Here is a 26,384-nt window from a genome sequence, read left to right on the forward strand (position 1 = left end):
ACCATCGATCGCACTACACGTGAATCAACAAACCAACAGCTTAGCCCAGTATGGCCATCCCTGCTACGTAATCATCGAGCACCTTCAATTTGCTCCGCCAATCGTAATGTATGAAATGACTGTGATCAGCATGGAGGCACTTGAGGAAAGCCCAGACTCAAATTTCCGCTTTTGTTTAAGGTATTTGAGGAGCGCTGCCTAGTCGCAAAGCGAACATTTAAATCGACCAAAGGCGGACCTTTTCTATGGCCGCGCGCCCCGTTAACTCCGCTTCCTATTCACTGGAAGTGCTTGCGCCTTGGGAGGGGTCTACCCCGTTACCGCGTATGTTCGAAGGAAGTCGACGTTTTCTTACAGTCACTCAAACCGTTGTTCTCGTTCGTCATCCTCCCGCTGTTCACGCTCTCTCTGGGATTCGATCAACTTATTCAGATCTGTAGCAAGTGATTTGGCAGCCTGGGAGATTTCTGGTCGCTCGTGTTCTACCAACCTGCTAATGGCATCCGCTCGAGGTTGCATTACATCCGCTCGGCTGCCGGACCAAGATGATGGGGTGACGCGCTCGGCGAACGCCTTAAGAATCGCCTCTGGTTCAGGGGAGGCCTCAAGCAGCCGAATAGCTGTCTCCGAAATGGTAGCGACGCCGCTTTGATCATCATTTGCTGACCAAAGAACGATACCAGCCGCAATTGATGCCCAAACATTGTGATCGTCTCTCGTTTTGCACCATCCAATCAGAGCATCAGCATTTATTTTGGATAGAGGAGACTGACGAATGCCTTCATCTTGAAGAAAGAACAGTCTTCGACTTTGTTCAGGTGCAGTGCCCTTAAAAATTTGACTTAGAAACGTCTCTGGCATCAATTCCACTGTCGTTGCGATGGCACTTTCGAATGCATGAACAAAGCCATGGTGCTCATCAATAACCGCAACGATAGAGTCCAACCACGCCAATTTTTCGGTGTCATTACCGTCAAAACACAACGCAGATCTGACGACGCGCTCCATGTTGCAATCAATGGATCCGCCAGCGTCACGGTGATCGCCTTTGAGCCTCTGAATCGCCGCTCTCAGCCCGATCTTTCTAAGGGACGGTCCGAGCGTGTCAGCCGCTTCTTCTTGGTCTGGCACCTTCATACTCAAGGCCTCCAAAACTACATCATCGCCGTTCGGTTGACACAGGAGTTGCTGAGCAAGATCAAGAACACGGCTTTCCGGCAAGTGAGCATACTCTTCCCGCCAAAGGATTGGTCCATACATCCGCGGGTGTATAACAGGATCATCGAGAAGCGCCATACAGCGAGCCAGATCTGTTTCTGTGAACTTCCGCCGGGGATGCAATCCGACCAATACATTTCGAAGCTGGCAATGCCGTGCGCATTGGTCAAGCAACTCTTGCGCTAATGCTGGTTCAACCGAGTGAACTTGTTCGATGAAACCGGCAAAAACCGCAAAGTCCTTGCCGCCTTCTGTCTGCCGCTCCAGCTGATTGATGAGTTGTTGCCAAATAGCTCGCAGGTCATGACACCCCTTCGCTAAACCCATCCCGAATGTGAAACGATAGGGCATCCCATCGGAGGAGAACAAATTGGGACCTAACTCCTCGAGCTCATGGTCTGATGCTGCGAAGTCTTCACCTAACTGGAGTGCCTTTGCTTCAAGTCGCTTCTCAGATTCGCGAAACTTGTTTTTGTCCTGATGATCAAAGTCCGCGTCCAGTGCCCAATAGTCGTGCCCCTTGCCGAGTACATATGCCATTATTGTCGGGACCAATTGATCGGGTTCTAGCTCTCTCTCCAATTCGGCGAGTCTATCTGGTAGCGGCTCGAAATCATCCTTGCCTTTGCGCTTGGTGTGGTCAAAATAGATCATCGATCGGACAGCTTTCCAACCCGTGATCCAGGGCTGATGGGAATTTAGCTTTTTAGCGGCGTCGACGAGTTTGTCTCTCATCGCTTTGTCGCGCCATATTCCTCGAAAAACATTGGCTAAGGTCTCCCTTGCGGGGCCTTCTAGATCAGAATCATCAGAGGTTCCCAGTTGTACCGCAATTTCGATAAAGGCACTGCGCCACTGCACAAGTTCATCGTGGTTCGGTTGGAAACCAAAGTCTCTCGGGCGTGCACCAAACTCGTTCGTTCCGTATCCCGTCCAAGGTGGCCCACTCAAGGCAGTCGAAAGCATTCGGAAGCCCAGCGACCTGCGTCCAACCTCGTCCGACGAAAGGCATTCGTTCATTACCGCTATGCGCTGATCCAGAGAGGAATGTGTACCAGACAGGTACGCTTGGAATAGCTGCGTGATCTTGTCCCGAACCGCGTCATAATTGTTGTTCTCATCTTCATAGTCCGCCACTCGGATAAGGAGCCGGGCGCAACGATCGAACGTGCTCGCTTCGTATGCCAGCAGCTGCAAAAGCCTGATAATGGTTGTCCGCTGAAGACCGCCCGGTTTCATACCCACGAAGTCAGGTGCGTTAAGCTCTGTTTCAATCCTATCGAGTAGTACTTCAGGCACAACCGGGCCGATATAGTCCAGCATTCGTGCTGCTATACCTTCTAGCTTTAATATCCTCCCCAGCAGCCCATCTGGCTGGAGCCAAGCCTCAACGATTTCTCGCGCTCGAGGATGATCGTGCAAAAGTCCCAGTCTGTGTGCAAAAGACATGAGTAAGCGTTGACGGCCAGAGACTTCAAAGGTCGCCCTAAGATGATCAACCGGGATACTCTCAAGCGCCGATGCAGCCAGCTTGTTTGCAATGGCATGGGGCAGAATGGCTCGCCAGTGCCCCCTCTTCTGCACAACATGGCGGTCCAACAGAATTTTGACCGATCGAAACAATTGAAGCTTGGAATGCCCTGAGATGGAACCCAGTACCTCTAACTCGTCGTAACCGTCCGCAAGGGTTGAGACCGAGAACGAATATACCAGTGACAGTATTTCAGCCTGTTCCCGAAGATTGTCGTCTGGATGATTACGCTGCTCAAACAAACGGTGAAACAACTGCGTGTCAGAAAGCTGAGCTAATCCCTCACCTTTCTCGACTCTCTCTGCGATTGCCAGGGATACCCTCGCATTTCCGTCAGCAAACTGCGCTATCCGGTGGGCGTTGATCTGACCGATATCGGGAAAGCGCCGGATCAGAAGTTGCTCTGCCACCTCCGGTCCGACTGCCTCAATGTGGATTACCTCTGTTGTTTGTGGCTTGTCCTCCCTGATGTCGTACTCAACGGTAATGAGGCTTACATTGCCAGTTGCGGCCGATACTTTGCTGGCCAGCGAAGAGTGCAATTCTGATGGGCAATTATCGAGAATGATGATGGCACGTCGGCCCTCAGTAAGTAGCCTGTCCAGAACAGCTGCCGCCGAAGGATTCGGATCAGCACCCGTATCGACATAGACGGCAATAGTTCTATCCAGAGCGTCTGAACCAACACTCTCATCGAAGAGTGCCTGCACAATCCTCGTCTTCCCGACCCCGGATAAGCCCGTGATACGAATGGCCTTCTTGGTAGATCGAATCAGGTCTCGCATCGGATCGATTGCGTCTTCAATACTTAACTTCTGGCCCTGTTCTGACGGTAATGTGACCGTCACACCGGGAGCACAAATCAGGTTGTCAACGACATCATGTGGTGGATTGCTCCAAGCGCCATAGGGCTGCCAACCGGAGTAACCCTGGCCGAGCTTTCCTTTTGCCCACAGCATGATAGAGGGATGCTGTCGCAACCATTGAAGCAGCTTTGATCGATCGTAAAAGTTCAGGTGAATATTGCCACTGTAGGGATCATCCTTAACGGCATCCCGCATAGCTTTTAGGCGATCTTTCAGCATGGGAGGGGAGCAATCATCACCCAAACTGACGATAATGTAGCTTCCGCCCTTCGTAGCTTGCTCGGAGATCGTCGGCGACAATACACCGTCGTCGACCATTTCCTTCATGATCTCGGCCTTTGGCATCGAATGCTTCTTGGCTTGCAGGATCGTGTCGGCCTTTTCAAGAAAACCTGTGTTTAGGGCACTGACCGGGACCTGAACGTGGATATCAATTCCTTCGTCAGGTGCATTGATTGAACCTGACCAGCCTACCCATGCGGGGCTATGGCCTTGCGCTGACACTTCGGCTTCGGCGAGGCGAGCAACTAACTCTTCGAGCTCAGTATCGGTCAGTCGAAGTAGATCATCTTTGTCTATATCGAAAATTGCCACGCACTCCCCTCAGCAGACTTTCCAGCGGTTTCTCCCAGAGATAACTATCAAATTCACCTAATCTGATGAAGTGTGCCCGTTGGAGTGCTTATTTGGACAGGTTTTGCTTTCAAACACGTTCGTGAACGCGTGTTGGTCGACTTGAATGTCCGCTTTTGTTCAAGAGCGGCCGCAATGTCTAGGGACTATGCCATCAGAACTCAACCGAACAACCTAAACCCCGCACCAACACCACCCCAACCACCTATGCTAAGGTAGCAAGCTTCCTATCACTCCGCGACAGAGGAGAACGACCATGGAACTGACCCCCCTTAAGGACAAAGTAGCTGTGATTACCGGTGCGTCCAGCGGCATTGGCCGGGCGGCGGCCCGGCAACTGGCGGCTGAAGGCGTGCATGTGGTGCTGGTGGCCCGCAGTGCCGATAAGCTGGCGGCGCTGGCCGAGGAGCTGGGCGACCGGGCGACGGTGCACGCGACGGATGTGGGCGATCGCATTGCGGTGCAGGATCTTTTTGAGTCCGTGAAGGCCCGGTTCGGTGGTCTGGATCTGCTGTTCAACAACGCGGGCGTGGGCTACAGCAACCCGTTTGAGAAAAGCACCCAGGACGAATGGAAGCAGACCATCGACGCCAATCTGTACGGCGTTCTGCACTGCACCCAGTTGGCCATTCCGCTGATGCGGGGCCGTGAGGGCGCGATGATCAGCAGTGTGTCCAGCGTGGGCGGCCGTTACGGGCTGGCGGGCTGGTCCGTTTACAACGCCACCAAGTTTGCGGTGGTGGGCTTCCACGATGCCCTGCGCAAGGAACTGGGGCCGGAGGGCATCCGGGTGTCGCTGATCGAGCCGGGCGCGGTCTACACCCAGTGGGGCTACAACGTGCCGGAAGAGAAGATGAAGGCGCGGCGGGATGACCTTGAGGCGCTGGAGGCGGAGGACATCGGCCGGGCGCTGGTGTACGCCTTTGCCCAGCCCCGCAATGTGAACGTTCAGGAAATGCTGATCATGCCCACCCGGCAGACCACGCCCTGAATCGGCGTTGGTATCCGGACGACGTCAGAACAGCCCCATCTGGGGCTGTTTTTCGTTCAGAGCCAGGGGCGGCTCGGCGGGCAGGCGGGCGTTCAGCTGCTCCGTCCAGAGTGCCGCCAGCGATACCGCATCGCCGTTGTCCGGCATGTGCATGAACACGTAGGGGCGCTGGCCCGCCTCAATCCACTCGGCAACCCGCGCCACCCAGGGCGCCAGGAAGCGCCGGTTTTCCTCAAGGTCCGGGTGGCCGATGTAGCGCACCACCGGCGGTGCGTCGCCGGGCAGCAGGTGCACGGGCACCCGGGGCTTCTTGCGCTGGGCGTCTCGGGTGCTGTCGGAATCCGGAGTGGCGGAAAACAGGGCCCGGGAGTCCAGGCAGACCCGGGCCAGGTTTCGGTCCCGCAGGCCCCGGTTGAGCGCCCGTTCGGCTTCGCCTTTCTGGAAAAACGCCGGGTGCCGCACTTCTACCGCGCAGGTCAGCGGTTCCGGAAGCGCATCGGCGAAGCGCCAGAGCCGGTCCAGATGCTCCGGGCCGAAGGCGGCCGGCAACTGGACCAGGAAGGGGCCGAGCACGTCCCGCAGCGGTTCCAGCAGCGCGACAAACGCCGCCGCTTCGCCATCGTCCCCCGCCAGCAGCCGGTCGTGGGTGACCCGGCGGGGAAACTTGAACAGGAACCGGAAATTGTCTGGCACCTGGGCGCGCCACTGGGCGCACTGGGCCGCGCTGGGGGTGGCGTAGAAGGTGGTGTTGCCCTCAACGCCGTTGAACACCTGGCTGTAGCGGGCCAAGGGCGAGCCACCCGGTGGCAGCAGGGGCGCCCACTTCGGGTCCTGCCACTGGGGGCAGCCGAGCACGTAGCCGCGGGCGCGGGCGGCGGAGGTGGTGGAGGGCGCGTCGGGGGCTGTCGAGGTCATGGCGGAATTCTAGAGAATGCGCGATCGGTTGTCTTGCCGCGGTGGCCCGGTTGCTGATGCCGCCTCCTTCCCCCGCCTCAGCCATCACGGCATCGCCCCCGGCGGAGGTGCGCGACGGGGAGGGCGGCTACACTGGCCCTTCGATCCGAGTTTTCCTGCTTCCACACACCGGAGCCCGCCCATGCCTCTGCCTGAATCCGCACTTCGTGCCGCGCCCGTCAACGATGGCCCCGTGCTGGTGCTGGGTGGCGCGTCCCTGGACACCATCGTTCACCTGGACACGCTGCCCGAGCCGGTGCCGCAGACCCTCTGGCCCCGGCGCAGTTACCGGACCCTTGGCAGCACCGGTGCCGGCAAGGCCCTGAACCTGGCGGAGCTGGGCCACAGGGTGGTGTTCCACACCCTGCTGGGGGGCGATCCGGAGGGCGAGGCCGTTCGCGCTGAGCTGGCCCATCCGAACGTCACGCTGCTCACGGAGGTCACGGCGGAGGCCACCGAGCAGCACGTGAACCTGATGACGCCGGCGGGGGAGCGGATTTCCCTGTTTGTGCAGCCGCCGGCCGATCCGGACGCCATCGACTGGGCGCCGGTACAGACCGCGCTTTCGACCGCCTCGCTGGTGGTCGCCAACATCCTGGCCTATGTGAAACCGGCGCTTCCCTGGCTGGTGGAGGCGGGGGTGCCGGTGTGGACCGATCTGCACGATTACGATGGCGCCAACCCGTACCACCAGCCGTTTATCGAGGCGGCGGACGTGATCTTTCTCTCCAGCGATAACCTGCGCGACTACCGGCAGACCATGGAAGCGCTGATCGCTCAGGGCAAGGCGCTGGTGGTGTGCACCCACGGCCGGAACGGGGCAACGGCGCTGACCGCCGACGGGCAGTGGCTGGAACAGCCGGCGTTGCCGGTGGCGGAGGTGGTGGACACCAACGGCGCCGGCGACGCGTTTTTCAGCGGGTTTGTGCACGGGGTTCGCCGGGGCGCGTCGCTTGCGGCCTGTTTGCGGATGGCCGCCTACTGCGGCGCCCGGTGCGTCACCAGCACGGGGCTGGCGGCGCCCGGGCTGGCCGACGGCGTGTTGAGCGAGGGTGCCGCCGGCGGCGCGGGTTAGTTTGAGCTTGCGGCGGCCTGGGACGCCTTTAGCCGGTCCAGCACCTTCCGGGCGTTGAGCTGCCCGGTGTCGATGCCGGCGGCTTCCAGCCGGTCGTCCAGGTTGTGGTCGCCGGGCTCCTGATCGAGCGCGTGCAGGGCGTCTTCCAGATCGCCCGCGTGGGCGTGCTGGCGTTGCAGTGTCGCCACCGATTCGTCCAGCGCGCTCAGGTGGCTGCGCAGCCCGCGGGCCTGGCCCCGGAGCAGCCCGGCGGCGCGCTCGGCGCTCTGGTTGGCCCGGGCCAGGCGCAGTTCGCCGTGAAACCGCTGCAGCGCCCGGGCCGAGTCCCGCAGTTCGCGGCGCAGCCGGATTTCCTGCCGGTGCAGGGCGTCGTGCTGCTGGCGCTGGCGGGCGAGCAGCGCTTCGTCCTCCGCGATGCGTCCGGCCAGTTCCAGGGCCAGGTCCTCCGCCTGTCGGTCCAGTGCCTCGCGAGCCTGCTGCTCCCGCCGCTGCAGGCCTTCAGCCAGGGCGTCGTTGTCCCGCGCCAGGCGGGCCTTTTCGGCCATCAGCGCCGCCAGTTCCCGCCGCGACCGGCCAATGGCCTGCTCCGCGTCCCGCAGTTCCTGTTCAAAAATACGGACCCCGTTGGCGTCCACCAGCCGGGCCGCCGGCTCCTGTGCCGAGGCCCGCATCAGCGTGCCCAGTTTGCGCCAGACGTTCATGGTTTACTCCCCGTATTCTTTCAGCAGTTGGTGGGTGCGGGCCTCGGAAATGCGATTCACAATCCGCTGCTGTTCGTGTTCGTCCCGCAGGGTTTTGGACAGGGTGATGGTGGTGGTCACCAGGAACAGGGCGCTGATGCCCATGTACCCCTTGAGCACCAGGTCCACCGGCGCCAGCAACACGCCGGCGGCGGCCGCCAGCAGGGCGATGGCAAAGGAGACCTTGACGAAGAACACCCAGGATCCGGAATGGCTTGTCAGTTCGCTGTCCATGTGTGATTCCTTGTGGTTGTGGTGATGTGGACGGCTCCAGACTGCGGGTTTGGGGCGTAGGGTGGGAGCGTTTCCGCAAAGGTATTGATTGCTGTAGCGAAACGTATCGAATACTGCTACGTTTGCTCGACATCGACCGTGCAGGGAGGCCTAGCCGTGGCCCAGACCGCCGCCATCGTGACTGAACTCAAACGCCAGCTGCGGGCCCACGGGCTCACCTACCAGGATGTGGCCGAGGCCCTGGGATTGTCCGAAGCGAGCGTGAAACGGCTGTTCTCGGAGCGGCAGTTTTCCCTCAAGCGCCTGGACCAGGTCTGCGCCCTCATGGGCATGGACATCAGCGATCTGGTGCGCAATCTGGCGCCTGAGGCGCGGATTGAGAAGCTCACCCTCAGCCAGGAGCAGGAGCTGGTCTCGGACATCCGGCTGCTGCTGGTGGCGGTGTGCGCCCTGAACCGCTGGCGCTACGCCGATATCCTGGCCCATTACACCCTCGCGGAACCGGAGCTGATCCAGTGCCTGGCGCGGCTGGATCGGATGGGCATTCTGGAGTTGCTGCCCGGTAACCGCATCAAGGTGCTGGTCACCCACGATTTCACCTGGCAGGCCAACGGCCCGATCCAGCGCTTTTTCGAGAGCGAGGTGCAGCAGGATTTCCTGCGCTGCCGGTTCAATGGGCCGGGGGAACTGCGGCTGTTTGTCAGCGGCATGCTCTCGCCCCGGTCGAACGACACGCTCCAGCAGAAGCTGCGCCGGCTGGCCCTGGATTTCCGGCACTGCCACGACGAGGACCAGGCCCTGCCGCTGGACCAGCGCTACGGCGTCAGCCTGTTGCTGGCGATGCGGCCCTGGGAGATCGACGCGTTTGAGGCGCTGCGCCGGCCGGAGTCGAACAAGGTGTTTCCCGGTGGCCGGCCGGTGGTTTCCCGCTGATCGCCGACGGTTTTCACCCGGGCCCGTTGATCTGGATCATCCGTCGGGCGCAAGGGTCGGGCCCGGGGCGGGCCGACCTGGGCTAGTCTGCAACACCATCACTCAAACAACAGGAGGCGCCATGCCTATTGCGGTGCACTACGGACTGACGGTTCTGATCTGGGGGCTGACCTGGACGGCCATCCGCCTTCAGGTGGAGGCGGCCCCGGTGGATCTTTCCGTGTTCTACCGGTTCGTGATGGCCGCCGGCGTCGCCCTGGTGGTGCTGGTGCTGACCCGCCGGCTGCAGCGCCTGAGCCTGCGCCAGCACGGCTGGCTGGTGCTGCAGGGGCTGACCCTGTACAGCGTGAATTTCCTGCTGATCTACCGGGCCGCCGAATCCATGACCTCCGGCCTGCTGGCGGTGGTGTTCTCCCTGGCGGCGCTGTTCAACGCCTTCAACGGCTGGCTCTGGCTGCGGGCCCGGCCCACGCCCCGGCTGTACCCGGCGGTGGCGCTCGGGGTATCCGGCGTTGCCCTGCTGTTCTGGCACGATCTGGAGCTGGGCAACGCCACCGGCGCCAGCATCCTGTTTGCCCTGGGGGGCACCTTCTGGTTCTCCATGGGCAACCTGGTGAGTGTGCGGGTGCGCCAGGCCGGGGTTCCGCTGCTGCTGGCCAACGCCTGGGCGATGGTGTACGGCGCGCTGATCCTGGGGGCCTGGTGCCTGTTCCAGGGCGTCAACTGGGTGTGGCCTTCCTCGGCCAGTTTCTGGGGCGCGACCGTGTTCCTGGCGGTGCCCGGGTCGATCATCGCGTTCTATTGCTACATCACCGTGATACAGACCCTGGGGGCCGACCGGGCCGGCTACGCCACGGTGCTGTTCCCGGTGGTGGCGCTGAGCGTTTCCACCTGGCTGGAGGGTTTCGAGTGGACTGCGCCCGCCGTTGCGGGGGCCGCCATGGCCATCCTTGGTAACTACGTGCTGTTCCGCCGGCCGGCTCGGGTTGTTTGACGTTTCTGTTCACATTTTTTACACAAAGACGGTAGGCAAGCGCGCCGGCTTCAGGCATGGTTTTGAAAAAGACGGCGTTCATTCCGTGAGAGGTCAGTCGTCGGTGCGTCGAACAATAAGAATCCGCCTGTTGTACTTGATCCTGCTGGCCATCGCCGGTGGGTGTGCCGTTCCGGGCAGCGCTTCGGCCATGGTCCTGGGCCCGATTCTGATCGGCGACAGCAAGCCCATTCCCCCGCACTTCGAATCCTGGGAAGACCGCGAGGCCAATGCCTCGCTGTCGGACGTGCGCCAGTTGCCGGACGACCGGTGGGTGCCGGTGCCGGGCGGGAGTGAGACTTACGGTATTACGCCGTCTGCCTACTGGCTCCGGGTGGCCCTGGTGAACACCACGACACAGCGCCAGGACCTGATCGCCGAGCTGGCGTATTCCCAGCTCGACCGGGTGACCTTCTATGCCTTCGCCGATGATACGCTGCTGGACACCTTCCGCACCGGCGACACCCTACCGTTCTACCCGCGCCGGGTTGACCATCCGAACATGCTCTACCGGCTGACCCTCCCGCCCGGGCAAAGCCGCACGCTGTACATCCGGGTACAAACCGCCGGCTCCATGATCCTGCCGTTCCGGCTCTGGCACGAACCGGATTTCTACACTGCGGCGGCCTCCGAACAGAAGCTGCACTTTTTCTACTACGGCGCCCTGAGCGTCATCATCCTGCTCAACCTGGCGGTGTTCCTGATTCTGCGGGAACGGTTGTACCTGTATTACAGCCTCGCGATCTCCGGGTACCTGCTGTTCTTCGCCTCCATCAAAGGCTACAGCTTTCAGCTGCTGTACCCGGCGCACCCGGAAATCCACGCCCGGGCGCTGCTGATGTCGATGCCCATTCTGGCCCTGTTCTCGGTGCTGTTCTGTCGGTCGCTGCTGCGCATTCCCGCGCACAGCCCCCGGCTGGATGTGGCCATCCGCGCCATGATCGCCTTTGAAGTCGTCAACTTCGTGGCCTCGCTGACGCTGAGCTACAACGGGGCCATTCTTCTGTCGTCCCTGTCCGCGTTGGTGTTTTTCTCCCTGCTGTTCGTGGCTGGCCCTATTACCTGGGCGGCCGGCGTGCGGGCCGGCGCGTTTTTTACCGTGGCGTGGACGCCACTGACCGTGGGGGTGCTGGCCACCGCCGGCCGGGCCCTGGGCTTTTTCCCGGAGAACTTTTTTACCGAGAACGCCATGCAGATCGGCTCCGGCATGGAGGCGTTCATCCTGACCCTGGCGCTGGCGGACCGGCTCTACCGGGAGCGGGAGGAGAAAATCCGGGCCCAGGCGGAGAGCCTGGCGCAGGCCCGGGCCCGCAACGAGGCCCAGAACCGCCTGACCCGGGCAATGACCCACGATCTGGTGACCGGGCTGCCCAACCGCAACCTCTTTGAAACCATGGTGAACGAGCAGCTCAAACAGAACCCGTCCGGCCGTTACATGGTGGGCGTGGCCCGGATGACCCGCCTGGATGAGGTGAACCGGACGCTTGGGCTCAGCCGCAGTGACCGGCTGTTGCAGACCCTGGCCCGTAACATGCTGCAGCTAGCGGAATCATTGCCGTACCTGCACCGTCGCGCGGGCGACGACGGTCGGCAGCAGCAGGTCTATCAGCTGTCGCGGGACAGCTTTGGCCTGCTCGTGGACGCCAATCGGGTGAACGACGGCTTCGAGAGCCTGAATCGGGTGCTGCGGGCGCTCGCTGAACCGGTCTGGCTGGACCAGCTCGCCATCGAGTTGCATCCGAAATTTGGCGCGGCCGCTTACCCGGAACACGGCGATACGGCCGCCCAACTGATCCGGAATGCCCACGTCGGCATGGAGATCACGCCCCACGGGCCCTTTGAAACGGGCCTGTATTCCGAGGCCTTCGACATCTACAGCGAGAGCCGCCTGACCCTGCTGGCGGATTTGCGGGGGGCGCTGCAAACCGATCAGGTGGCGCTGCACTACCAGCCGAAGCAATGCGCCCGAACGGGCCGGGTCACCGGCATTGAGGCGCTGATCCGATGGCACCATCCCCAGCGGGGCGACGTCCCGCCGGTGGAATTTATCCCCCTGGCGGAAGACACCGGGGTCATTACCCAGGTGACGCGGTGGGCGCTGGCCCGCGGGCTGGGCGATCTGGCGGCCCTGTCCCGGGACTGGCCGGCGCTGACGCTGGCGGTCAATCTGTCCGCCCGGGACCTGCTGGCGGACGACCTGGCGCCCTGGCTTCAGGGGCAGCTTGCGCACCATGGGATTGCTCCGGCTCGCCTGGTGCTGGAGCTGACCGAGACGGCGGCCATGGACCACCCGGAAAAGAGCCTGTCGGCGCTGGCGGCCCTGTCGGCCCTTGGCCTGCGGGTTTCCATCGACGATTTCGGCAGCGGCTATTCGTCGCTGTCCTATCTGAAACAGTTGCCCGCCTCCGAGCTGAAGCTGGACAGCGGGCTGATCGAGGGCATCGAGCACCGGGACGATGTGCGGGTGATTGTGCGAACGGCCATCAATATGGCCCACGACCTCGGCTACACGGTGGTGGCCGAGGGCGTCGAGACCGGGGAGACCGCAAAGCAGCTCGTGGCGCTGGAGTGCGACACGATACAGGGCTTCTGGTTCTGCCGGCCGCTGCCCCTGGCGGAACTGCGGGACTGGCTGGCCGCCCGGAGCTGACGCCGGCCTCAGCCGGCGACGATGCGGTCCCGGCCCTGGCGTTTGGCCTCGTAGAGATGCCTGTCAATCCGGTCGAGGAACGCGTTTGCGTCGTCCTGGCGGGTTGGCACCACCGTGCCCACTCCCAGGCTGACGGTCACGTTCTGGCCGTGGCCGTGGGGAATGGCGGCTTCGGCGACCATGGCCTGGCAGCGTTGGGCCACCCTGAGGGCCGCCTCGCCGTCCGATTCCGGCAGCACCATGACAAACTCCTCGCCGCCAAAGCGACCGACAAAGTCCCGCGTCCGGCGGGCGGACGTCTTGATCAGTGAGGCGATGGCCCGCAGGCACTCGTCGCCTTTCAAATGGCCATGCAGGTCGTTGTAGTCCTTGAAGTGGTCGATATCGATGAGGATGACGGACAACGGCTGCTGGTGGCGCTGGGCGTGATCCCAGGTTTCCGCCATCACCGAGTCAAACATGCGCCGGTTGGCGACGCCGGTGAGGCCGTCCTGGAACGAGTACTCTTCCAGTTTCTTGTGCAGCGCCGCCAGTTCCTGCTCGGTTTTCTTGCGCTCGCTGATGTCGAACATGAACCCGATCAGGGCCTCGACCTGTCCGGCGGCATCCCGCACCACGTGCACTACGTCCCGTAGCCAGACGTAATGGCCGTCCTTGTGCAGGGCGCGGTAGTCCGCTTCGTGGTCAACGCCGGACTGTGACTGGGACACGCAGAAGTTCACCACCCAGTCCCGATCCTCCGGATGCATGCGGGTGGCCCAGTCGTCGACCGTCAGCCAGGAGTCCTGAGACCAGCCCAGTAACGTTTCAATTTGCGGGCCGATATAGGTAAAGCGCAGGGTCGCCCAATCGATGCGCCAGGGAATGGCCCGGGTAGACTCCAGCAGGGTCTGGTAGACCGAGGGATCCGGGGGCAGTCGGTCCTGGGGTGCCAGGACATCAGAAGCGATATTCACGATGGCTGAGACTCCGTGTGTTACAGCGACTTCTGACGATAAACCATTTTCAGGATTTGAACTATCGCTTTAAGCGGCAGGTGTGGCGGGCGCGTGGTGCGGGATTGAAACTCGCCGCGAGGTCGCCGACAATCGAACCGTCAACAGTTAACAAACACTCACTTGAGCCGGCGATGGCTGGAGTGAACGCAACAGAGGAATGGCAGGTGACAGAGCTCGTAAGCTACGAACTGACGGACAAGGTGGCCACGGTGACCATCAACAACGGCAAGGCCAATGCCCTGGGCCACGAGGTGTTCGAAGGCCTGAATGCGGCGTTTGACCGGGCCGAGGCGGACAAGGCGGTGGTGATTCTCACCGGCCAGCCGGGCATTTTTTCCGCCGGTTACGACCTCAAGCAGATGCAGAAAAGCCCCCAGGATGCCGCCGCACTGGTCAAGGTGGGCTCCACCTTTGCCCGCCGGCTGGCGGCCTTCCCGATGCCGGTGATTGCCGCCTGCAGCGGCCACGCCATCGCCAAGGGCGCGTTCATCCTGCTGTCCTCGGACTACCGGGTGGGCGTGGAAGGCAGCTTCAAGCTGGGCCTGAACGAGACCGCCATCGGCATGACCATGCACCACGCCGGCATTGAAATCGCCCGCCGCCGGCTGACGCCGGTGCATTTCCAGCGCTCGGTCGTGAACGCGGAAATCTTCAGCCCGGAAGGCGCCATCGCCGCCGGCTTCCTGGACGAGGCGGTGGCCCCGGAGCAGCTCATGGCCCGGGCCAACGAGCTGGCCCAGGGGTTCCGCAAGCTGAACCTGCGGGCCTTTGCCCAGACCAAGGTAAAGGCGAACGCCGGCTACCTCGAGCTGCTGGACCGCTGCATCGAGGACGACGCCCGCCACCTGGGCCTGAACGCGTAAGCCACTTGCGGCCGGCGCTGTGAGCCGCCGGATTCAGTCGCGGCCGAGGACGTCGAAGATCGCGGAAAAGTCGTCCCGGCCCCGGCCGGCCTGGTTGGCCTGCGCATACAGGGATTTGGCCAGGCCCGCCAGGAACAGCGGCTGCTGCTGCTCGTAGGCGGTGTCCTCCAGCAGTTTCAGGTCCTTGAGCATCAGTTCCAGCGGGAACTGCGCCTCGTAGTTCCCGTCCTTGATCAGCCCGGCTTTGCCTTTCAGGAAGGGCGCTGAGACCGGCAGGTTGGGCAGCGTCTCCATCAGGAAGTCCCGGCTGAACCCCAGCGCTTCTCCGAGCCGCGCGGTTTCGGCAAACACCGCCATGCTCTGCGCCAGCAGGGCATTCACCAGCATCTTGAAGGCGCTGCCCTGGCCGGCGTCACCCACGTGCAGGGCTTTCTGGCCCATGCGGTCGATCAACGGGCGCACCTGCTCCAGATCCTCGGTATCGCCGCCGATCAGGAAGGTCAGTTCACCGGCGGCTGCCGGCGCCTTGGTGCCCGCCACCGGGGCGTCCAGGAAGCGCAGGCCCCGGTCCCGGGCGCGCTGGTCGCAGCGTCGGGTGTAGCTCGGGTCCACCGTAGAGCAGTTCATCCACACCGCGTTCGCCGGGGCGGCCTCGACAAACCCGTTGTCGCCGAAGGCGACCGCCTCCACGGCGTCCGGCGTGCTCAGCATGGTGACCACCACATCCGCCCCGGCCACGGCGGCCGCCGGGCTGTCCGCCACCCGGGCGCCGGCCTCGGCCAGGGCCTTCGCCGGTTCCGGAGACCGGTTGAACACGGTCACGGACAGGTTGGGGGCATCCAGCAGGTTGCGGGACATGCGGCTTCCCATAATGCCAAGGCCAATGAAGGCAACGTTCATAGCAGTCTCCTTATCGATTAATGGGTAAAGTCATGGTATACCAGCAGCCCGTTGTCCATCGGTTTTGACCCTCTTTTTTTCAGGAACATCCGACATGCCAAAAGCCAGTGAAATCAAAAAGAATCAGGCCATCGAATACGAGGGCCGGGTGTACTTCGTCAAGGACATCGAGCGCTCCGTGCCCCAGGGCCGGGCCGGGGGCAGTCTCTATCGCATGCGCATGTACGATGTGGTGACCAACCAGAAGCTGGACGAAACCTTCAAGGATTCGGACATGCTCAACCTGGCGGACCTGGTGCGCCGTCCGGCGATGTTTTCCTACGCTGACGGTAACGAGTACGTGTTCATGGACTCAGAGGATTTCACCCAGTACATGCTGAACGGCGACGCCATCGAGGACGATCTGCTGTTCATTACCGAGGAAACCGAGGGCCTGATGGTCGTTCTGGTGAGCGAGACGCCGGTGGCGCTGGTGCTGCCGCCGACCGTGGAGCTGGAGATTGTGGAGACGGATCCGTCCGTGAAGGGTGGCTCGGCCACCGCCCGCACCAAGCCGGCCAAACTGGTGACCGGGCTGGTGGTGCAGGTGCCGGAGCACATTTCCAGCGGTGACCGCATCAAGATCAACGTGGAAGAGCGTCGGTTCCTCAGCCGGGCCTGAGGTCCGGAGCCCGCGCCGGGGTCAGAAGGCCGTGGCCGGGCTCAGAAAGGCGTCGCGGGGGTAGAATCGCCCGCCCGGGGCGCCTGGAACTGCCGGCGCAGATCCTCTCCCTGGACGCCGCCCGCCAGCAGCACGTGCAGCTTGGCGAAGGCGGCTTCCGGCGTCAGGTCGCCGCCGGCCACCACGCCGATGCCATCCAGCGCCGCACCGGAGGCATAGGCTTTCTGGCTGACGCCGCCGATCGGGCACTGGCTGATGTTGATCACCGCGATGCCCCGTTCGATGCCGTCCGCGAGGGCCTGGATCAGTGCCGGGTTGGCGTCCGGCGCGTTGCCGGCGCCGAAGGTGTGCAGGATCAGTCCTTTCAACCCGGGCAGGGCCAGGGTGGCCTCCACCAGCCGGGCCGGAATGCCCGGGTACAGTGCCAGCACCGCCACGGCGTTGGCGTCCATGTCCGGCAACTGGAAGTCCGGATGCCCGGGCGGCAACAGCAAATCCCGCCGCAGTTCCAGTTCAATACCCGCCCGCCCGAGCGCCGGCGCGTTCGGCGAATCGAATGCGTCCAGGCCGCTGGTCTTGAGTTTTCTCGCCCGGTTGCCCCGCAGCAACCGCCCCCGGAAGCACAGGCACACTTCGTGAATGTGTTCGGAGGCCGCCAGCACCAGCGCGGTGGTGACGTTGTCCAGGGCGTCCGTCCGGGGCAGGCCGAGGGGGATCTGGGAGCCGGTGAGGATCACCGGCCGGTCGCAGCCCCGGAGCAGGTAGGACAGCGCCGAGGCGGTGTACGCCATGGTGTCGGTGCCGTGCAGCACCACGAACCCGTCGTAGTGTTCCCACTGGTCGATCAGGGGCCGGGCGATCCGCGTCCAGTCGGACGGCGTCAGGTTGGCGCTGTCGATCAGATGGTCCAGCTCCTGCACCTCAAACCGGGGCAGCTCCGCCTGCCGGCCCCCCAGCCGGTCCGCCAGCAGCTCACCGAGGTTGGCCCCCGGCACATAGCCGTTCTCCGAGGGCACCATGCCGATGGTGCCGCCGGTGTGCAGGATCAGGATGCGCCGACTCACGCGTCGTCCCCGGAGGGTGCCAGCATGGCGCGGGGGCTGAGCAGCCGGTCCAATTCGTTGGCGTCCAGCAGGCCTTCGGCCAGCACCAGCTCCCGCACGGTCGCGCCGCTGGTCAGCGCGGCGGAGGCAATGCGGGTGGCGTTGCTGTAGCCCAGCCGCGGCACCAGCGCGGTGACAATGCCGATGCTGTTGTCCAGGTGCCGGGCGCACTGGGCCACGTTCGCCTGAATGCCCTGGATGCAGCGCTCTTCCAGCATGGTGCAGGCGGAGGTCAGCATGGTCAGGGAGTTCAGCAGGTTGTAGGCAATCAGCGGTTCCATGGCGTTCAACTGCAGTTGGCCGGCTTCGGCCGCGAGAGTGACCGCCAGATCGCTGGCAATCACCTGATAGGCCGTCTGGTTCACCGCCTCCGGAATCACCGGGTTGACCTTACCCGGCATGATGGAGGAGCCGGGCTGGCGGGGCGGCAGCGAGATTTCGCCCAGTCCGGTCCGTGGGCCGGAGGACAACAGGCGAAGATCATTACACATTTTGCCGAGCTTCACCGCAAATCGTTTCAGAATGCCGGAGAAGAACACAAACGCCCCCATGTCCGAGGACGCCTCCACCAGATTACTGGCAGACACCAGCGGTTTCCCGGAAATCGCCGCCAGGTGGCGCACGGCCAGGGACTGATAGCGCGGGTGGGTGTTGATGCCGGTGCCGATGGCGGTGCCGCCCAGATTGATCTCGCAGAGCAGGGCAGACGCTTCCCGCAGCCGGTCGATGTCCTCGCCCAGGTTCACCGCAAAGGCCTCGAACTCCTGGCCCAGGGTCATGGGCACCGCATCCTGCAGCTGGGTGCGGCCCATTTTCACCACGTCGGCAAATTCCCGGCCCTTGGCTTCCAGGCTCTCCTTCAGGCTGGCGATGGCCCGCTCCAGGGGCTCGGCGGCAAACTGCACCGCCAGGCACACCGCGCTCGGGTAGGCATCGTTGGTGGACTGGGACCGGTTGACGTCGTCGTTCGGGTGCAGGTGCTGGTACTCGCCCTTGCCGTGGCCGAGTTTGCGCAGGGCCAGGTTGGCGATCACCTCGTTGGCGTTCATGTTGGTGGAGGTGCCAGCGCCGCCCTGGATCAGGTCCACCACGAACTGGTCGTGCAGCTGCCCGGCCAGGATGTCGTCGCAGGCGCTCACGATGGCGTCGGCCTTGTGGGGCACCAGCGCCCCCAGATCCCGGTTGGCCAGGGCCGCGGCCTTTTTGACCATCACCAGCGCCCGCACCAGGTCGGGAAAGTGGCCGATGGGCACGCCGGTGATGGCGAAGTTATCCAGCGCACGCTGGGTCTGGACGCCGTACCAGGCGTCGGCGGGGACCTCGAGGTCCCCGAGCAGGTCGTGTTCAGTGCGAGTGGTCATGGGCGGCAGCGGTTCCCGTGGACGGTTGGCCAGTGTGGGCACGCAGACGCTCCAGGTCCTCGGGCTCGATGGTCCAGGCGGAGGCATCCACGTTCATGTCGGAAAAGCGGTTGACGTCAAACACCGGCTGCTCGATGCCCTGGCGCAGCTGGTCGTCAAAATCCCGGAGCACCCGCAGGCCGGGCTTGAACAGTTGCAGCAGGGCCACCAGGTTGACCAGCGCCAGCAGGCCCATGGTGACGTCGGCGAAGCCGAACACGGTGCCCAGGTCCGTGGTGGAGCCCCAGCACACCAGGCCGATGATGGCCACCCGGAAGGTGTTGTACAGGTTCGGGCTTTCGGACTTGAAGAAGTTGAGGCTGTTCTCGCCCAGGTAGTAGTTGTACAGAATGGTGCTGAAGGCAAAGAGCACCAGCGCCACGCTGACAAAACTGCGGCCCCAGTCGCCTACGTGATCCGCCAGGGCCGACTGGGTCAGGGCCACGCCGCCGACGTCCGTGGACATGGACGGGTCATAGATGCCGCTGAGCAGAATAATGCAGGCGGTGGAGGTGCAGATGATCAGGGTATCGATGAACACGGAAAACGCCTGCACCACGCCCTGGTTGGCGGGGTGGGGCACGTAGGCCACCGCCGCCACGTTCGGCGCGCTGCCCAGGCCGGCTTCGTTGGAGAACAGGCCGCGCTTGACCCCCATCAGGATGGCCGCGCCAATGCCGCCGCCAATGGCCGGCTCCAGCCCGAAGGCGCTGTTCACAATCAGGGAGAGGGCGTCCGGGATGCGGTCCAGGTTCATCGCCAGCACCACGGCGGTGATCAGCAGGTAGCCGCCGGCCATGATCGGCACCAGGAACTCGGCCACCCGGGCAATCCGGCGCACGCCGCCGAAGATGATCAGGCCCACCATCATGGCCAGGGCGATGCCGGTGTAGAACACGGGCACGCCGAAGGCGTCACCCACGGAGGTGGCTACGGCGTAGGACTGCAGGGCGGTAAAGCCAAACCCGAAGGTCACCAGCAGGAGAATGGAATACAGCCCCGCCATCCAGCTCCAGCGTTTGCCCAGGCCGCGCACGATGTAGTGGGCGGGGCCGCCCCGGTAGGTGCCGTCCGCCTCCGCGCGCTTGTAGGTTTGTGCCAGGGTGCACTCCAGGAAACTGGTGGCCATGCCCATCAGGCCCACCACCCACATCCAGAAGATGGCACCCGGGCCGCCCAGGGTGATGGCCACGGCAACGCCGGCGATGTTGCCGCCGCCGACCCGGCCGGCCACGGACAGCAGCAGGGCCTGGAAGGAACTCAGATGGCCGTGTTTGTCCTTCTGGAACGCCTGGCTGGCGCTGAGAATACGGAACATCCGCCCGAAATAGCGGAACTGCACAAAGCGGGAAGCCAGGGTAAAACCGATGCCCACAAGGAGCAGGAGGGCAATCAGGACTTTGCCCCAGAGCAGGTCGTTCAGAAAAGCGAGCATAAAAGACTCCGGACGTTGTTGTTGTGGCAGATCACTATTTAACCGGCCAGATGCCGCTGATAGAATTCGCAGGGTGACGTTAAGGTGGCGCGAACTGGCGCACCTATAGCGACAGACTGCGCCATCGCAAGGTGTCGCAACGCCCATGACCGCACTGAGCCAGCCATGAACGAGCCCGACCCGGTGAACCAGGCGTTCGCCCAGAATCTTCGATTGCTGTGCAGCTATTACAAGTCCATCGCCGACGTGTGCCGGCGCCTGGGCCTGAACCGGCCCCAGTTCAACCGGTACCTCAGCGGCCAGCACCGGCCCTCGGCCCACACGCTCCGGCGGCTGTGCGACTTTTTCGGGGTGGACGAGCAGGCCCTGTTCCTGCCCCACGGTCAGTTCCAGCGGGTGGTGCACGTTCGCCCGGAGCGGGTAGAGCCGGCGGCACAGAGCGGCGCGGACCCGCTGGCCGGCCACCTGGCCCGCCTGGACCAGGACAGCCGGGGCGATATCGACCGCTATCTGGGGTATTACTACGAGTACTATTTGTCCATGTCCGCGCCGGGGCAGTTGCTGCAAAACCTGGTGTGCCTGGAGCGGCAGGGCGACCGCGTGGTGTTCCAGCGCACCGAACGCATGCGGGCAACGGGCAGCGCGCCGCCGTGCCACAACCGCTACCAGGGCGTGGCCTATCTGCTCACCGATCGTTTGTTCCTGGTGGATTACGAGACCCTGAACCGGCACGAGGTCACCCAGACCATCCTGTTTCCCAGCTTCCGCAACCGGGTCACCCGGCTGACCGGCCTGAAACTCGGGGTCTCGGACAACTCCGAGCGCATGCCCTGCTGCGCCCGGGTGCTTTACGAGTACCTGGGGCCGGAGGTTCGGGTGCGCCGGGCCCTGGCCAGCTGTGGCCTGTACGACACCTCGGACCCGCGCCTGGACCCCGCCATACTGGCGGCGGTGCGCAACGATATGGCCCCGGGCGAGACCCTGTTCCGCGCCCGCCACTGACACCGCTTACGGACCTGAACGGAGAACCCACACGAGATGCGCGCAAAGGGTATACGGCAATGGGGGCGGCAAACGTTGCGGTGGCTCACCTGGAGCCTGGTCGGCGCCATCGTGGCGATCGTTGCGCTGATTCTGCTGCTGCGGGTGGTCAACCCGCCCACGTCAGCGTTCATGGTGGGGTACCGGCTGGACCATGGCGGCCGGGCGCCCCATCAGGCTTGGGTGAATTATGATCAGATCTCGCCGTGGATGCGGCTGGCGGTGGTGGCCAGCGAGGACCAGCGGTTCCCGGACCACTGGGGCGTCGATTTCACCGCCATTGAAACCGCCCTGGGCGATTACCTGGACGGTGACGGCCTTCGGGGGGCCAGCACCATTACCCAGCAGACCGCCAAGAACCTGTTCCTGTGGAACGGCCGCAACCTGCTGCGCAAGGGCTTGGAAGCGGGGCTGGCGATCACGGTGGACGCGCTCTGGCCAAAGCGGCGCATTCTGGAGGTGTACCTGAACATCGCGGAATTCGGGCCCGGGATCTACGGCGTTGAGGCCGCCAGCCAGCGCTTTTTCGGCGTGCCGGCCCGCCAGCTCAGCCCCACCCAGGCGGCCCGGCTGGCGGCGGTACTGCCCAACCCGCAGGTGATGCGAGCGGGCGAGCCGTCGCCCTACGTCTGGCAACGTGTCCGTTGGATCCGCCAGCAGATGGATCAGCTCGGGCGGGGCTATCTCCGCGGGCTGTAAGGGGTTGGCCGGCCGGGCTCAGAGCCCGGCGTCTTTCACGCTTTCCATCACCACAAAGGTACTGGTCTGCAGCACGTGGGGCAGGCTGGACACCTGCTCGCCCAGCACCTGGCGGTATTCCGCCATGTTTCGGGTGCGGATTTTCAGCAGGTAATCAAAATTCGCCGCCATCATGTGGCACTGCTCCACCGCCGAAATCTTGCGCACGGCGTCGTTGAAGCTGGCCAGGGCCTTGCTGCTGGTGTCGTTCAGGGTGACCTGGGCGAAGGCGATGTGGGAGAGGCCCAGCTTGGTCTGATTCACCAGCGCGGTGTAGCCGGTCAGGTAGCCCTGCTCCTCCAGCCGGCGCATGCGCACCTGGCAGGGGGTCTTGGACAGCCCCACCCGGGAGGCCAGCTCGGTTACCGTAATCCGGCCGTTTTTCTGCAATTCCCGGACAATCGATAGATCAATCCTGTCGAGATCTGTCATGGCTGCTATCCTTCTAGACACCGGCATCAAACCGGCCGCAAAAGTCAAAGTGACTGATTTTAGCCATTACACACGCCTAAATTAAGTTTCATTTCCCGAAAAAGGGAAAATAGGTCGCCATTTCCCCCACGTACAGGAAAACGGCAGGCACTGGCTTCGCTAAAATGCGGTCAAGATGCGATCAACGAATGAGGAGACAGCCATGGGACCGCAAGTAAGCGTGACTCCGTCACTGGAGCAAAGCCGTGAGGCGATCCGCCGGAACTACCTCGCGGACGAATACGAGGTCATCCGTCGCCTGATTGACGACGCGGCCCTGAGCCGTGAAGAGCGGGACAACATGTCCCGTCAGGCGGCCGAGCTTGTCCGCCGCGTCCGGGACAACGCCACCCCCACCATCATGGAGAAGTTCCTGGCCGAGTACGGCCTGACCACCAAGGAAGGCGTTGCCCTGATGTGCCTGGCCGAGGCGCTGCTGCGGGTGCCGGACAACTTCACCATCGTTGATCTGATTGAAGACAAGATCACCTCCGGCAACTGGGGCGCCCACGTGGGCAAGGCCCAGTCCGGCATGATCAACACCGCCACCCTGGCGCTGCTGATGACCAGCAACCTGCTCAAGGATTCCGAGCGCCAGAGCGTGGGCGAGACCCTGCGCAAGCTGGTCAAGCGCATGGGCGAGCCGGTCGTTCGCCGTGTGGCCAACCAGGCCATGAAGGAAATGGGCCGCCAGTTCGTGCTGGGCCGCGATATTGAAGAGGCCCAGGAGCGTGGCCAGTACTACGTCAAGCGCGGCTACACCTACTCCTACGACATGCTGGGTGAGGCCGCCCGTACCGATGCGGACGCCCAGCGCTACTTCCAGTCCTACTCCGACGCCATCGACAGCATCGCCAAGAACTGTGAAGGCGACGTGCGCACCAACCCGGGCATCTCGGTAAAACTGTCCGCGCTGCTGGCGCGGTACGAGTACGGCCAGAAAGAGCGGGTGATGAAAGAGCTGGCGCCCCGCGCCCTGGAGCTGGCCAGAAAGGCCGCCCGGGCCAACATGGGCTTTAACATCGACGCCGAGGAGCAGGACCGCCTGGACCTGTCCCTGGACGTGATCGAAGTGATCCTGTCCGATCCGGAACTGAAAGACTGGAACGGCTTCGGCGTGGTGGTGCAGGCCTTCGGCAAGCGCGCTGCCCAGACCCTGGACTGGCTCTATGCGCTGTCCACCAAGCTCGATCGCAAGATCATGGTGCGGCTGGTGAAGGGCGCCTACTGGGACGCGGAGATCAAGCGCGCCCAGGTGATGGGCCTGACCGATTTCCCGGTGTTCACCCGCAAGGCCTGCAGTGACGTGTCCTACGTCTCCTGCGCCCGCAAACTGCTGGGCATGACGGACCGGATCTACCCGCAGTTCGCCACCCACAACGCCCACTCGGTGACGGCGGTGCTGGAACTGGCCCGGGACGTCAGCAAGGAGAAATTCGAGTTCCAGCGCCTGCACGGCATGGGCGAGTCCCTGCACGACCAGGTGATCCAGGACAGCGGCATTCCGTGTCGCATCTACGCCCCGGTGGGCGCCCACCAGGACCTGCTGGCGTACCTGGTGCGCCGCCTGCTGGAAAACGGCGCCAACAGCTCGTTCGTGAACCAGATTGTCGATACCCGGATCACCCCGGAAGAGATCGCCCGGGACCCGATCGACGTGGTGGAATCCTTCGGCCGCAAGATTTCCAGCAAGGCGATTGTACCGCCGGCGAAGATCTTTGGTGACCAGCGCCGCAACTCCAAGGGCTGGGACATTACCGATCCGGTGACCGTGGCCGAGATCGACGAGGGCCGTAATGCCTACCGCACGCACCAGTGGCAGGGCGGCCCCCTGCTGGCGGTGGACAGCCAGAGCACCGACGTGCAGGAGGTGCGCAACCCGGCCAATCCGGAGGATCTGGTGGGGCAGATCACGTTCACCTCCGAGGCGGACATCGATGCCGCCCTGGACGCCGCCCAGGACGGCTTCAAGCGTTGGTCCGCCATGTCCATGGAAGACCGGGCCGCGTGCCTGCGCAAGGTCGGTGATCTGTACGAGGAACACGCCCACGAGCTGTTTGCCCTGACCACCCGGGAAGCGGGCAAATCCCTGCTGGATGCGATCGCTGAAATCCGTGAGGCGGTGGACTTCGCCCAGTTCTACGCCAACGAGGGCCTGCGCTATCAGAACGACGGCCAGGCCCGGGGCGTGATGTGCTGTATCTCCCCGTGGAACTTCCCGCTGGCCATCTTCACCGGCCAGATCCTGGCCAACCTGGTGGCCGGTAACGCGGTGGTGGCCAAGCCGGCGGAGCAGACTTCCCTGTTGGCCTGGCGAGCCGTGCAGCTGATGCACGAGGCGGGCATTCCCAAAGACGCCATCCAGCTGCTGCCGGGCACCGGCGCCACGGTAGGTTCCGCGCTGACCTCTGACGCCCGGGTGACCGGCGTCTGCTTCACCGGCTCTACCGCCACCGCCCATCGCATCAACACCGCGATGGCGGAGAACATGGCGCCGGACGCACCGCTGGTGGCGGAAACCGGCGGCCTGAACGCCATGATTGTGGATTCGACGGCACTGCCGGAGCAGGTGGTGCGGGACGTCATGGCCTCGTCCTTCCAGAGCGCCGGCCAACGCTGCTCGGCGCTGCGGGTGCTGTATGTCCAGAAAGACATCGCCGATCACCTGCTGGGCATGCTCTACGGCGCCATGGAGGAACTGGGCATTGGCGATCCGTGGCTGCTGTCCACCGACGTGGGCCCGGTGATTGACGATACCGCCAAGAAGAAGATCAACGACCACCTGGCCGCGTTCGAGAAAGCCGGCAAGCTGCTGAAGAAGCTGCCGGTGCCGGACACCGGCCGGTTTGTCTCGCCCGCGGTGTTGAAGGTCAGCGGCATCGAAGAGCTTGAGGAAGAGATCTTCGGGCCGGTGCTGCACGTGGCCACCTTTGAGGCGAAAGACCTCGACAAGGTGGTGGATGCGGTGAACGCCAAGGGCTATGGCCTCACCTTCGGCATCCACAGCCGGGTAGACCGCCGCATCGAGCGCATCGCCAGCCGGATTCACGTGGGCAACACCTACGTGAACCGGAACCAGATCGGCGCCATCGTCGGCTCCCAGCCGTTCGGCGGCGAAGGCCTTTCCGGCACCGGCCCGAAGGCGGGCGGCCCGCAGTATGTGCGCCGCTTCCTGAAGGGCGAGACCGTGCAGAAGCCGGCCCAGTCCAGTGCCAACGGCCTCGACGCCGCCAAGGCGCAGGGGCTGATCGATGCCCTGGCCGGCCAGAAGGCGCCGGCTCCCGAGGAGCGGGTAGCCGCCCTCAAGCCGGTGTTCGGCGAGGTGCCAGAGCCGCTGGATCTGGGCTACGAAGACATGCCCGGGCCCACCGGCGAGCAAAACCGGCTGTCCAACCACGCCCGGGGCGTGGTCCTGTGCCTGGGGCCGGACGCCGAGAGCGCCCGGGAACAGGCCGCTGTGGCGCTGTCCCAGGGTAACAAGGTGGTGGTGATTGCGCCGGGCGCGGACAAGGCCATGGCGGATGCCATCAAGGCCGGTCTGCCGGTGCAGGCGGTGGACGGCATGCTGGAGCCGCAGGCCCTTGAGTCCCTGAACGGGTTCGCGGCGGTGGTGAGCGTGGCTGAGACCTCGCTGCTGCGCCAGTACCGTACCGCCCTGGCCAAGCGCTCCGGCGCGCTGCTGCCGCTGATCACCGAGCACACGCTGGACCAGCGTTACGTGATCGAACGCCACCTCTGCGTGGACACCACGGCGGCCGGCGGCAACGCCAGCCTGATTGCTGCGTCCGAATAACGGCCGGCGACACCGCGGAAAGCAAAACACCCCCGGCGGGGCAACCCGCCGGGGGTGTTTTGCGTTAGGGGCAATGGATGATGAAAGGCCCGGGATTCCGCGTTCCCGGAAGCGCGTCAGGCC

Annotated in this window: 20 protein-coding genes; 10 read left to right on the plus strand and 10 right to left on the minus strand. The window is 63.6% G+C overall.

What is annotated here, in order from left to right:
• Positions 1-357 precede the first annotated feature (357 nt).
• Positions 358-4,209, minus strand: coding sequence for a hypothetical protein (locus V3388_RS03380; RefSeq protein ID WP_336366107.1), 3,852 nt, complete (start codon positions 4,207-4,209; stop codon positions 358-360).
• A 295-nt stretch (positions 4,210-4,504) separates the two neighbouring features.
• On the opposite strand from V3388_RS03380, the gene V3388_RS03385 reads away from it, so the two are divergent.
• Positions 4,505-5,239, plus strand: a complete 735-nt coding sequence (locus tag V3388_RS03385) for an SDR family oxidoreductase (RefSeq protein WP_336366108.1) — start codon at positions 4,505-4,507, stop codon at positions 5,237-5,239.
• 24 nt (positions 5,240-5,263) lie between these two features.
• Here the strand turns inward: V3388_RS03385 and V3388_RS03390 are convergent, their stop codons facing one another.
• Positions 5,264-6,154: a DUF72 domain-containing protein gene (locus V3388_RS03390; RefSeq protein ID WP_336366109.1), complete on the minus strand. Its 891-nt coding sequence runs from the start codon at positions 6,152-6,154 to the stop codon at positions 5,264-5,266.
• A gap of 181 nt (positions 6,155-6,335) precedes the next feature.
• On the opposite strand from V3388_RS03390, the gene V3388_RS03395 reads away from it, so the two are divergent.
• Entirely contained in the window at positions 6,336-7,268 is a 933-nt protein-coding gene (locus tag V3388_RS03395) for a carbohydrate kinase family protein (RefSeq protein WP_336366110.1), read from the plus strand.
• Here V3388_RS03395 and V3388_RS03400 read toward each other — a convergent pair.
• Both V3388_RS03400 and V3388_RS03405 read right to left on the minus strand, forming a co-directional pair.
• On the minus strand, positions 7,265-7,969 hold the full coding sequence (locus V3388_RS03400) for a PspA/IM30 family protein (RefSeq protein ID WP_336366111.1): 705 nt from the start codon (positions 7,967-7,969) through the stop codon (positions 7,265-7,267). The genes V3388_RS03395 and V3388_RS03400 overlap by 4 nt on opposite strands.
• 3 nt (positions 7,970-7,972) lie before the next feature.
• Entirely contained in the window at positions 7,973-8,242 is a 270-nt protein-coding gene (locus V3388_RS03405; protein ID WP_336366112.1) for a YiaA/YiaB family inner membrane protein, read from the minus strand.
• 156 nt (positions 8,243-8,398) lie between these two features.
• Between V3388_RS03405 and V3388_RS03410 the strand changes: the two genes are divergently transcribed.
• The 3 genes from V3388_RS03410 (at position 8,399) to V3388_RS03420 (ending at position 12,858) form a co-directional block, all read left to right on the plus strand.
• A complete protein-coding gene (locus tag V3388_RS03410; RefSeq protein WP_336366113.1) occupies positions 8,399-9,175 on the plus strand; it encodes a helix-turn-helix domain-containing protein in 777 nt (258 codons plus the stop codon).
• A gap of 121 nt (positions 9,176-9,296) precedes the next feature.
• Entirely contained in the window at positions 9,297-10,169 is an 873-nt protein-coding gene (locus V3388_RS03415; RefSeq protein ID WP_336366114.1) for a DMT family transporter, read from the plus strand.
• A 130-nt stretch (positions 10,170-10,299) separates the two neighbouring features.
• Positions 10,300-12,858, plus strand: a complete 2,559-nt coding sequence (locus tag V3388_RS03420) for an EAL domain-containing protein (RefSeq protein WP_336366115.1) — start codon at positions 10,300-10,302, stop codon at positions 12,856-12,858.
• Positions 12,859-12,866: 8 nt separating this feature from the next.
• On the opposite strand, the gene V3388_RS03425 is transcribed toward V3388_RS03420, so the two are convergent.
• The gene (locus tag V3388_RS03425; RefSeq protein WP_336366116.1) at positions 12,867-13,814 is read right to left on the minus strand and encodes a GGDEF domain-containing protein; all 948 of its coding nucleotides are present in this window, start codon (positions 13,812-13,814) and stop codon (positions 12,867-12,869) included.
• A 206-nt stretch (positions 13,815-14,020) separates the two neighbouring features.
• On the opposite strand from V3388_RS03425, the gene V3388_RS03430 reads away from it, so the two are divergent.
• Complete coding sequence (locus V3388_RS03430) at positions 14,021-14,719, plus strand: crotonase/enoyl-CoA hydratase family protein (RefSeq protein ID WP_336366117.1); 699 nt, start codon at positions 14,021-14,023, stop codon at positions 14,717-14,719.
• A 33-nt stretch (positions 14,720-14,752) separates the two neighbouring features.
• Here the strand turns inward: V3388_RS03430 and V3388_RS03435 are convergent, their stop codons facing one another.
• Entirely contained in the window at positions 14,753-15,619 is an 867-nt protein-coding gene (locus V3388_RS03435; RefSeq protein ID WP_336366118.1) for an NAD(P)-dependent oxidoreductase, read from the minus strand.
• A 94-nt stretch (positions 15,620-15,713) separates the two neighbouring features.
• On the opposite strand from V3388_RS03435, the gene efpL reads away from it, so the two are divergent.
• Positions 15,714-16,280 (plus strand): elongation factor P-like protein EfpL, encoded by a 567-nt coding sequence (gene efpL, locus V3388_RS03440; protein WP_336366119.1) that lies wholly within the window; start codon positions 15,714-15,716, stop codon positions 16,278-16,280.
• 41 nt (positions 16,281-16,321) lie between these two features.
• Here efpL and V3388_RS03445 read toward each other — a convergent pair whose 3' ends face one another.
• From V3388_RS03445 to V3388_RS03455, 3 genes are read right to left on the minus strand one after another with little or no spacing between them, the layout of a single operon-like run.
• The gene (locus V3388_RS03445) at positions 16,322-17,344 is read right to left on the minus strand and encodes a type I asparaginase (protein ID WP_336366120.1); all 1,023 of its coding nucleotides are present in this window, start codon (positions 17,342-17,344) and stop codon (positions 16,322-16,324) included.
• Positions 17,341-18,744: an aspartate ammonia-lyase gene (locus V3388_RS03450; RefSeq protein ID WP_336366121.1), complete on the minus strand. Its 1,404-nt coding sequence runs from the start codon at positions 18,742-18,744 to the stop codon at positions 17,341-17,343. Before V3388_RS03450 ends, V3388_RS03445 begins: the two co-directional genes overlap by 4 nt.
• Positions 18,728-20,218 carry an alanine/glycine:cation symporter family protein gene (locus tag V3388_RS03455; protein ID WP_336366122.1) on the minus strand — a complete coding sequence of 497 codons (1,491 nt, stop codon included), beginning with the start codon at positions 20,216-20,218 and terminating at the stop codon, positions 18,728-18,730. The genes V3388_RS03450 and V3388_RS03455 overlap by 17 nt, the downstream gene beginning before the upstream one ends.
• A gap of 165 nt (positions 20,219-20,383) precedes the next feature.
• Here V3388_RS03455 and V3388_RS03460 point away from each other — a divergent pair, with 165 nt between their 5' ends.
• Both V3388_RS03460 and mtgA read left to right on the plus strand, forming a co-directional pair.
• Complete coding sequence (locus V3388_RS03460; RefSeq protein WP_336366123.1) at positions 20,384-21,220, plus strand: helix-turn-helix domain-containing protein; 837 nt, start codon at positions 20,384-20,386, stop codon at positions 21,218-21,220.
• A 36-nt stretch (positions 21,221-21,256) separates the two neighbouring features.
• Positions 21,257-21,958 (plus strand): monofunctional biosynthetic peptidoglycan transglycosylase, encoded by a 702-nt coding sequence (gene mtgA, locus V3388_RS03465; protein WP_336366124.1) that lies wholly within the window; start codon positions 21,257-21,259, stop codon positions 21,956-21,958.
• A gap of 18 nt (positions 21,959-21,976) precedes the next feature.
• Here the strand turns inward: mtgA and V3388_RS03470 are convergent, their stop codons facing one another.
• Positions 21,977-22,429, minus strand: coding sequence for a winged helix-turn-helix transcriptional regulator (locus V3388_RS03470; protein ID WP_336366125.1), 453 nt, complete (start codon positions 22,427-22,429; stop codon positions 21,977-21,979).
• Between the two features lie 202 nt (positions 22,430-22,631).
• Here V3388_RS03470 and putA point away from each other — a divergent pair, with 202 nt between their 5' ends.
• Positions 22,632-26,261: a bifunctional proline dehydrogenase/L-glutamate gamma-semialdehyde dehydrogenase PutA gene (gene putA / locus V3388_RS03475; RefSeq protein ID WP_336366126.1), complete on the plus strand. Its 3,630-nt coding sequence runs from the start codon at positions 22,632-22,634 to the stop codon at positions 26,259-26,261.
• Positions 26,262-26,384 lie beyond the last annotated feature (123 nt).

Origin of the sequence: Marinobacter sp. C2H3, assembly GCF_037080155.1 — a bacterium.
Lineage (GTDB): Bacteria > Pseudomonadota > Gammaproteobacteria > Pseudomonadales > Oleiphilaceae > Marinobacter.